Raw genomic sequence first — 8,573 nt, 5'->3', positions numbered from 1 at the left:
GTCGAGGAGCCACCTCTTTGACGTTGAGGGAGGCGAGGCGCCTCCGCGCACATGAGACGCCGTCCGGCCCCCGGGGAGACGCCCTGCTGCAGGTGAGATGCCCTCTGGCGATCTCACCTGCAACGAGCCGTCTCACGACCGCCCACAGCCACGACCGGCGAGGCCAGCGTGGCCGAGCGGGATATGGCGCACCCGAAACGCGCGGACGCGGGCTGCGGGTCACATCCCTAGGCCGAGACGTTCTCCTCGAACTCCTTGTCCTTGGTCTCCTTGGTCAGCCACAGGGCGACCAAGGTCAGGACGGCCGAGATGGCGAGGTAGACGCCCACCCACACAGTGTTGCCCTTGCCGAACTGCCACAGGGCGATCGCGACGAACGACGCCGGGGCCGCGCCCAAGACGGACGAGAGGTTGTAGGCAACCGCAGAGCCCGTGTAGCGCACGTTCGCCGGGAACAGCTCGGGCAGGATCGCCGCCATGGGGCCGAACGTGAGGCCCATGAGCGTGAAGCCGACGATGAGGCCCACCATGGCCGCGCCCTTGCCCGGGCCGAACATCAGGCCCCAGGTGAGGCCGAACAGCAGGATGCCGACGGTGACCCAGATGAGGAACTTGCGGCGGCCGTACTTCTCCGCGAGCGGGCCGGAGAGCACCGTGAAGACCCCGAAGAACACGACGCCGAGGATCAGCATCCACAGGAACTCGCTGCGGTCGATCCCGAGGCCGGGCACGAACGTGGACGGGTCGAAGGCCTTGCCGGCCTTCTCTGCCGCAGCCCTGGCGACCTCGACCTTGTCGGTCGCAGTGCCGTACGTGAGGGTGAAGCTCGTGGTCAGGTAGAAGAGCACGTAGGTCGCGAGCATGATGAACGTGCCCGCGATGACCGCGCGCCAGTGGTGCTTGAACGTCGCGGCGATCGGGACCTTCGCGACCTTCTCCTCCTTGACGACCTTCTGGAAGGAGACGCTCTCGACGAGCTTGAGGCGCACGTACAGGCCGATCGCGACCATGATGATGCTCGCGAGGAACGGGATGCGCCAGCCGAAGTCCATGAACTGCCTGTCGTCGAGGAACAGGTCCAGGACAACGAACAGCACGTTGGCGAGGATGAAGCCGATCGGCGCGCCGAGCTGCGGGAAGGTGCCCCACACGGCGCGCTTGTTCGCCGGCGCGTTCTCGGTCGCGAGCAGCGCGGCCCCGGACCATTCGCCGCCGAGCGCGAGGCCCTGGGCGAAGCGGAGCAGCACGAGGAGCAGCGGCGCGAGCACGATCCAGCCGGACGTCGTGGCCGGCGGGAGGAGGCCGATGAAGAACGTCGCGAGGCCCATGGTGAGCAGGGATGCCACGAGGGTGCCCTTGCGGCCCAGCTTGTCGCCGAAGTGCCCGAACAGGACCGATCCGACCGGCCGCGCGACGAAGGCGACCCCGAAGATCGCGAACGAGGACAGGATCGCGTTGATGTCGGAGGAGTTCGGGAAGAAGAGCTTCGGGAACACCAGGACCGAGGCCGTGGCGTAGGCGTAGAAGTCGAAGAACTCGATGGTCGTGCCGATGAGGCTCGAGAAGATGACTCGGCCCCTCGTATTCGCCGCCTTGCCGGCTGAGGGCTCCGTCACCGCTGAAGAGGTGGACATGGTTTCGCTTTCACATGCTGGACCGTGGATTGACATCCGGTCCGGGGTTTGAGTACAGGGCATCCTACGCCTCGGGGGTCCGAAGATCGGACATTGAGTTCACTATGTGAGACGGGCGGCGGACGACGGCGGTGCTCGCCCCGCGCTCACGGCCTCGCCTGCAGGCGGGAGAGCCAGATGTCACAGCGTGTTTACAGCTGACGCCCACGGGCGAAACGCGGGATTTCTAGCGTGGAACCAATCCCAGATCCCGTCCCCCTCCAGGAGGAACCGTGAGCACTGAACCCCAGACCCCGCCGGCCACGACGGCCCAGCCCACGACAGCCCCACCCACGGGCCTGCGCCTCGACACGCGCAAGGGCCGCTGGATCGAGCACTGGAACCCGGAGGACACCGAGCAGTGGGAGTCCGAGGGCAAGGCGATCGCCGGCCGGAACCTCCGCTGGTCCATCTTCGCGGAGTTCCTCGGCTTCGTGGTCTGGCAGCTGTGGTCGATCGTCGTGGTGCAGCTTCCGGGCGCGGGCTTCCAGCTGAGCACGTCCGAGACGTTCTGGCTCCTGTCGATGCCGAGCCTCGTGGGTGCGACCCTGCGCATCCCCTACACGTTCATGGTCCCGAAGTTCGGCGGCCGCAACTGGACGATCGTCTCGGCGATGCTCCTGCTCATCCCCTCGATCGGGCTGGCGGTGTGCGTCTCCAACCCCGCCACCCCGTTCCCGGTGCTGCTCGCCGTGGCGGCCCTCGCCGGGTTCGGCGGCGGCAACTTCGCCAGCTCGATGGCCAACATCACCTTCTTCTACCCCGCCCGCGAGAAGGGCTGGGCCCTCGGGCTCAACGCCGCCGGTGGCAACCTGGGCGCCGCCGTGGCCCAGCTCGTCGTCCCGATCGCGGTGAGCCTGACGGCGTCGGTGGTCTCCGGGGCGGGGCTCGGCGTCGCCGGGCTCCTCTGGGTCCCGCTGATCCTCGTCGCCGCCGTCGGCGCGTACCGCAACATGGACAACCTCGCGAGCGCCAAGGGCGACCTGGCCGGCTCGGTCGCGGCGCTCAAGGAGCCGCACCTGTGGATCATGGCCTTCCTCTACATCGGGACGTTCGGCTCGTTCATCGGCTTCTCCGGGGTCTTCCCGAAGCTCATCAAGGACTTCTTCCCCGCGTACTCGTCGTTCGCCGTCGGCGCCGCCGCGCTCTCCCTCGCGTTCCTCGGCCCGCTCGTGGGCTCCCTCGCGCGCCCCTACGGCGGCAGGCTCGCCGACCGGTTCGGGGGGGCCCGCATGGCCGTCGCCGCGTTCGCGGCCATGGCGGTCGTGACGCTCCTGGTCATCGCCACCCTGCCGCTGAAGAACTTCTGGCTCTTCCTCGTCCTGTTCCTCGCCCTCTTCACGGCCAGCGGCTTCGGCAACGGCGCGACCTACCGCATGATCCCCGTCATCTTCAGCACCTCCAGCCGGGCCGCCCGCTCCGGCGCGGCCCCGGCGCAGACCGCGAAGCTGGCCGCCGCGGCCCTTGGCCTGATCTCCGCGATCGGCGCCTACGGCGGCTTCTTCATCCCGCAGGTGCTGGGGGCGTCCAGCTCGGCGACCGGCTCCTACGTGCCCGCGTTCTTCGGCTTCGTGGCCGCGTACGTCCTCATGCTCGCCGTGACGGCCTTCTGCTACCTCCGCAAGGGCAGCCTCGTCGCCACCTCCAAGGCCTGACCCCATGACTCCACGCACCCAGGCGCCCGCCGCCACCCACTGCCCGTACTGCGCGCTCCAGTGCGCGATGTCGCTCAGCCCCACCGCGTCGGGGGCGAGTGGCCCCGCGCTCAAGGTCGCCGGGCGCGACTTCCCCACCAACCGCGGCGGGCTCTGCCGCAAGGGCTGGACCGCCGCCGAGCTCCTCACGCACCCGGAACGCCTCATCGAGCCGCTCCTGCGCGGGGACGACGGCGAGCTCCGCCCCGTCTCGTGGGACGTGGCCCTCGAGCGGGCAGCCGCAGAGGTGCGGAAGGCCCAGGCCGCCCACGGACCGGACGCGGTGGGCGTCTTCGGCGGCGGGGGCCTGACGAACGAGAAGGCGTACCTGCTCGGCAAGTTCGCCCGGCTCGCCCTGGGCACCTCGCGCATCGACTACAACGGCCGGTTCTGCATGTCCTCTGCAGCAGCCGCGGGGAACCGGGCCTTCGGTGTCGACCGGGGCCTGCCTTTCCCCGTGGAGGACCTCGGGGCAGCGGACACGATCCTGCTTCTCGGCTCGAACGTCGCCGAGACCATGCCGCCCTTCGTGCAGCACCTCGCGGGGGCCCGCGCCGCGGGCGGCCTGATCGTCGTCGACCCCCGCCGCTCGGCCACGGCCGCGCTCACGGCCGACGGCGCCGGCACGCACCTCGCGCCCGCCCCGCACACGGACCTCATCCTGCTGCTGGGCCTGGCGCACGTCGTCCTCAACGACGGGCTGCTGGACCGCTCGTACCTGGCCCGGCGCACCGAAGGCCTCGAATCGGTGGCCCGCTCCGTTGCCCCCTGGTGGCCCGAGCGCGTCCAGGCCGCCACCGGGGTGCCGGCCACCCTCCTGCGGGAGACGGCGGGACGGCTCGCCCAGTCCGCCCGCACCGGCTCGTGCTACATCCTCACCGGCCGTGGGATCGAGCAGCACGCCGACGGCACCGACACTGTGACCGCCGCGATCAACCTCGCGCTGCTCCTGGGCCTCCCCGGCTCGGCGCGCGGCGGCTACGGCACCCTCACCGGGCAGGGCAATGGCCAGGGCGGGCGCGAGCACGGCCAGAAGTCGGACCAGCTGCCCGGCTACCGCAAGATCACCGATGCGGGCGCCCGCGCCCACATGGCCCGGGTCTGGGGCGTGCCCGAAGCGGCCATCCCCGGTCCGGGGGTGCCCGCCGTCGAGCTTCTGGCCTCCCTGGGCAGGCCGGCGTCCCCGGAGAAGCCGGGCGGCGTGCGCTGCCTGTTCGTGCACGGGGCCAACGTCGTGGTGTCGGCGCCCGATGTCACCGCGGTGCGCGAGGGGCTGCGAGCGCTGGACTTCCTCGTGGTGTGCGACTTCTTCCTCTCGGAGACGGCCCGCGAGGCGGACCTCGTCCTCCCCGTGCTGCAGTGGGCCGAGGAAGAGGGCACCATGACCAACCTCGAGGGCCGCGTGCTGCGGCGCCGTCGCGCCGTGGACCCGCCCGCCGGCGCACGCAGCGAGCTGTGGATCATGCACCGGCTTGCGGCGCTGCTGGACGCGCCGTCGAGCTTTCCCGACGACCCCGAGACGGTCTTCGAGGAGCTCCGCCTGGCCTCTGCGGGAGGGCTCGCCGACTACTCCGGCATCACCTACGCGCGCCTCGACGCCGGCGAGGCCCTGCACTGGCCCTGCCCCGACGCCGCCCCGGGCGCCCCGCCGCACGCCGGGACGCCGCGGCTCTTCGCCGAGCGCTTCGCCCACCCGGACGGCCGCGCCCGCCTGGTCGCCGTCCGGACCCCCGCTCCCCTGCCGGCGGTCCCGACCGCGGGCGCCTTCACACTCGCGACGGGCCGCCTCCTGGAGCACTACCAGTCCGGCGCGCAGACGCGCCGCGTCGCGGCCCTGACCGCGGCCCAGCCCGAGGTGCGGCTCTCCCTGCACCCCGCGGCCGCCGCACAGCTCGGAATCGCCGACGGCGCGTGGGTGCGCGTCCGCCGCGAGCGCGCCGTCGCCGGGGCCGGCCTCCCCGGGCCCAGCGCTCGGCCCGAGCCGGTGGTGCTGGCCCGGGCGGAGCTCACCTCCGGCATCCGCCCGGACACCGTCTTCCTCCCGTTCCACTTCCCGGGCCTCGCGGCGGCGAACCGGGTGACCGAGCAGCGCACCGACCCCATCTCCGGGATGCCCGAGTTCAAGACGACGCGCGTCGTCGTCGAACCCGCGGTCGTCGAGCCAGCCGTCGCGGGTCCGCCGCTCCTCGCCTCCGCCGTCCCCTCCCACCGAGAGGAGCAGTGACCATGACTGCCCCGGCCCAGCAGCCCCAGCAGCCCGAGAGCAGGACCGCACCAGGAGAAGGCCGGCCGCGGATCGTCGTCGTGGGCTTCGGCCCGGTCGCGGCGCGCTTCGTCGACGAGCTCCGCCCGGCCGCGGCGGCCGGCGCCGTCGAGCTCACCGTGGTGGGCGAGGAGCAGCAGGCCGCGTACAACCGGGTTCTCGTTGCAGACCTCGGGGTCGGGCGGACGAGCCTGGGCGCGATGAGCCTCGCCGACGCGGATGAGCTCGCCGCGGACGGCGTGCGCGTGCTCACCGGGACGCGGGCCGCGCGCCTCGACCGCGCACGACGCCGCGTCGTCCTCGCCGACGGCACGGCGCTGCCCTATGACCGCGTCGTCCTCGCGACAGGCGCCCGCGCCGTCGTGCCCAACCTCATCGGCATGAACCCGGACCCTCTCCACCCCGTCCTGCCACCGGGGGTCACCGCCCTGCGCGACCTGGCCGACGCCGCCCGGCTGGCCGAGGCAGTGGCCGGGCGGCGCCGCGTCGTCGTGCTCGGCGGGGGCGTCCTTGGCCTGGAAGCCGCGCTCGCGGCGAGCGAGGAGGGCGCGACCGTCACGGTGGTCCACCACGGCGACAGGCCGCTGGGGCGCTCGATCGACCGCGCCGGAGGCGCGACGCTCGCTGCCGCGCTGCGCCGCCAAGGCGTGCGGATCGCCGGGAACGCGCGCTCCACGGGCATCGAAACCGGGCACGACGGCGCCTTCCGGGCGCTCCTGCTCGACGACGGCTCCGCGGTCGACGGCGACCTGCTCCTGCTCGCATGCGGGGCGCGGCCGCGGCGTGAGATTGCCGAGGGAGGGGGCCTCGCCGTCGATGCGGGCATCCTCGTGGACCACGGGCTGCGCGCCCACCACACCGAGCACGTCTTCGCGATCGGCGACTGCGCCCAGGTGCGCTGCGCGGACCCGCTGTGCGCGGGGTGCGCAGCGGACGGGCGCACCGGTGCCCCGAGCGGCCTCATCGCCCCGGGCTGGCGGCAGGCTGACTGGCTCGCGGCGCGCTTCCGCCACGAGCTCCTCGGCGACGCCGAGCCGGCCCCGCTCGCGGCGGAGAAGCCGGGCGTGATCCTGCTCAAGGCCCGCGGCATCAACCTGGCCGTCGCCGGGGACGTCATGGCCGACCCGTGGGACGTGTTCGCCCTCGACGGCGGCGACTGCGCAGCGCACGGGCGGGCTCCGCTGCAGGTCTCCCTGTGGGCGGACCCCGAGCACGGGGGCTACGTCAAGATGGCCACGCGGGGCGGCGTCCTGGCCGGGTTCGTCGCGCTGGGGATGCCACGCGCGGCCGCCGAGCTGACGCTCCTGTTCGAGTCGGGCGCCGAGCTGCCCGCCGACCGCTCGGTGATCCTGCGCCTCGACGGGCCCGAGGCCGCGCTCTCCCCCGCCGCGTCCGTGGGCCGCCCCGAGTCGACGCTGTGCCGCTGCGCCGGCGTGACGCAGGGCGAGGTGGCCACAGCCGTCGCGGGGGGCTGCTCGACCGTCGAGGAGGTCTCGAAGGCCACGCGCGCCGGAACGGGCTGTGGCGGCTGCCGAGACGGGGTGCGGGACGTCATCGAGCGGCACTTCGCGGCCGTGGCGGCCTGAGCAGGCCGAGGAGCGCATAGGCCGCCGCGCCGGCGAGGAGTCCCCAGAACGCCGACACGACCCCTAAGGCATTCACCCCGGACGCGGTCACGGCCAGCGTGATGACGGCGGCCTCGACGGCGTGTGGTGAGGCGGCGTCGTGCCTCACGGCGTCCACGATCGCGCCTTGGGTCGCCGCGAGGAGCGCGACGCCTGCCAGGACGGTCAGCAGCGTGGCCGGGACGGCGGCGACGAGCGCGACCGCCGGGGTGCTGAAGAGGCCGAAGAGGATGTAGAAGGCGCCGCACGAGATCCCGGCGACGTAGCGGCGGGCAGGGTCGTGGTGGGCGTCGCGGCCGGCGCAGATCCCGGCGGTGATGGCGGCCAGGTTGATCCCGTGCCCGCCGAAGGGCACCGAGACGAGCCAGGCGACGGATGCCCCGCCCACCATGAGGCGGTCGCCGGCGGTGTAGCCGAGCTGGCGCATCATGGCGAGCCCGGGGGCGTTCTGCCCGGCCATGGTGACGACGAGCAGGGGCACCGAGATGCCCATGATGGCCGGCAGGCCGAAGGTCGGGGTGGTCCAGACGGGGCCCGCGAACTCCCACGCGAGCGTCGGCGCTGTCAGGCGGCCGGTCGCGGCCGCGAGCCCCACCCCGGCCGCGAGCGCCACGAGGACCGCGTACCGCGGGGCGAACCGGCGTCCGAGGAGGAACGCCAGGACCAGGCCGCCGCCCACCACGGGCGCCTGCACGACGGCGGCGCTCGCCTTGAGCACGAACGGCAGCAGAACTCCGGCCAGGACCGCCGCGACGACCGGCTTGGGGACGGCGTCCATGATCCTGCCGAAGAGCCCCGTCACCCCGAGCACGACGGCTAGCCCGGCCGCGACGAGGTAGGCGCCGAGGGCGTCGCTGTACGAGTACTGGCCGAGCGCGGTCAGCAGCAGGGCAGCCCCCGGGACCGACCAGGCCACGACGACCGGCTGGCGCGTCATGAGGCTCAGGACCACGCACGTGATGCCGCTGGCGATCGCGATCGTGCTGACCCACGATGTCGTGAGCTCGGCGCTCAGGTGCGCGGCCTGGGCGGCCTGCAGGACCACGACCATCGGGCCGGCGTAGGAGACGGCGACGGCGATGAACCCCGCCGCGATGGCCGAGAAGGACGTGGCCCGGAGGATGCCGCGGCGCTCGGCGGGCCGGTTCCCGGCCTCCGCCGCATGCTCCTGCCCTGCCGCATGCTCCTGCCCTGCCGCGCCGGTCCGCTGTGCCCGCTGCCGTGCCGTGCTGCTCATCGCCGCCCCTTCACTGTGACGGGGGCCACGGTAGCGGAAAGCGCGGATATGAGCCGATTCGTCCGGCGTCTCAATCGGGCA

At 73.0% G+C, this 8,573-nt stretch carries 5 protein-coding genes; 3 read left to right on the top strand and 2 right to left on the bottom strand.

Going from position 1 to position 8,573, the window contains the following annotated elements; translation table 11 throughout:
• Window positions 1–227: 227 nt before the first annotated feature.
• Window positions 228–1,634 carry an MFS transporter gene (locus ABD298_RS10620; RefSeq protein WP_344299655.1) on the bottom strand — a complete coding sequence of 469 codons (1,407 nt, stop codon included), beginning with the start codon at window positions 1,632–1,634 and terminating at the stop codon, window positions 228–230.
• 272 nt (window positions 1,635–1,906) lie between these two features.
• On the opposite strand from ABD298_RS10620, the gene ABD298_RS10615 reads away from it, so the two are divergent.
• The 3 genes from ABD298_RS10615 to ABD298_RS10605 are packed head-to-tail and all read left to right on the top strand — an operon-like array spanning window position 1,907 to window position 7,216.
• On the top strand, window positions 1,907–3,328 hold the full coding sequence (locus ABD298_RS10615) for an MFS transporter (RefSeq protein ID WP_425564375.1): 1,422 nt from the start codon (window positions 1,907–1,909) through the stop codon (window positions 3,326–3,328).
• Window positions 3,329–3,332: 4 nt separating this feature from the next.
• Window positions 3,333–5,591 carry a molybdopterin oxidoreductase family protein gene (locus tag ABD298_RS10610; protein WP_344299654.1) on the top strand — a complete coding sequence of 753 codons (2,259 nt, stop codon included), beginning with the start codon at window positions 3,333–3,335 and terminating at the stop codon, window positions 5,589–5,591.
• A gap of 2 nt (window positions 5,592–5,593) precedes the next feature.
• Window positions 5,594–7,216, top strand: coding sequence for an FAD-dependent oxidoreductase (locus tag ABD298_RS10605; RefSeq protein ID WP_344299653.1), 1,623 nt, complete (start codon window positions 5,594–5,596; stop codon window positions 7,214–7,216).
• Here ABD298_RS10605 and ABD298_RS10600 read toward each other — a convergent pair.
• Complete coding sequence (locus ABD298_RS10600) at window positions 7,182–8,492, bottom strand: benzoate/H(+) symporter BenE family transporter (protein ID WP_344299652.1); 1,311 nt, start codon at window positions 8,490–8,492, stop codon at window positions 7,182–7,184. The two genes, ABD298_RS10605 and ABD298_RS10600, sit on opposite strands and share 35 nt — an antisense overlap.
• Window positions 8,493–8,573: the final 81 nt, after the last annotated feature.

Source organism: Sinomonas flava (assembly GCF_039531875.1).
Taxonomy (GTDB): Bacteria; Actinomycetota; Actinomycetes; order Actinomycetales; family Micrococcaceae; genus Sinomonas; species Sinomonas flava.
This window is presented reverse-complemented; position numbering and strand designations above follow the sequence as displayed.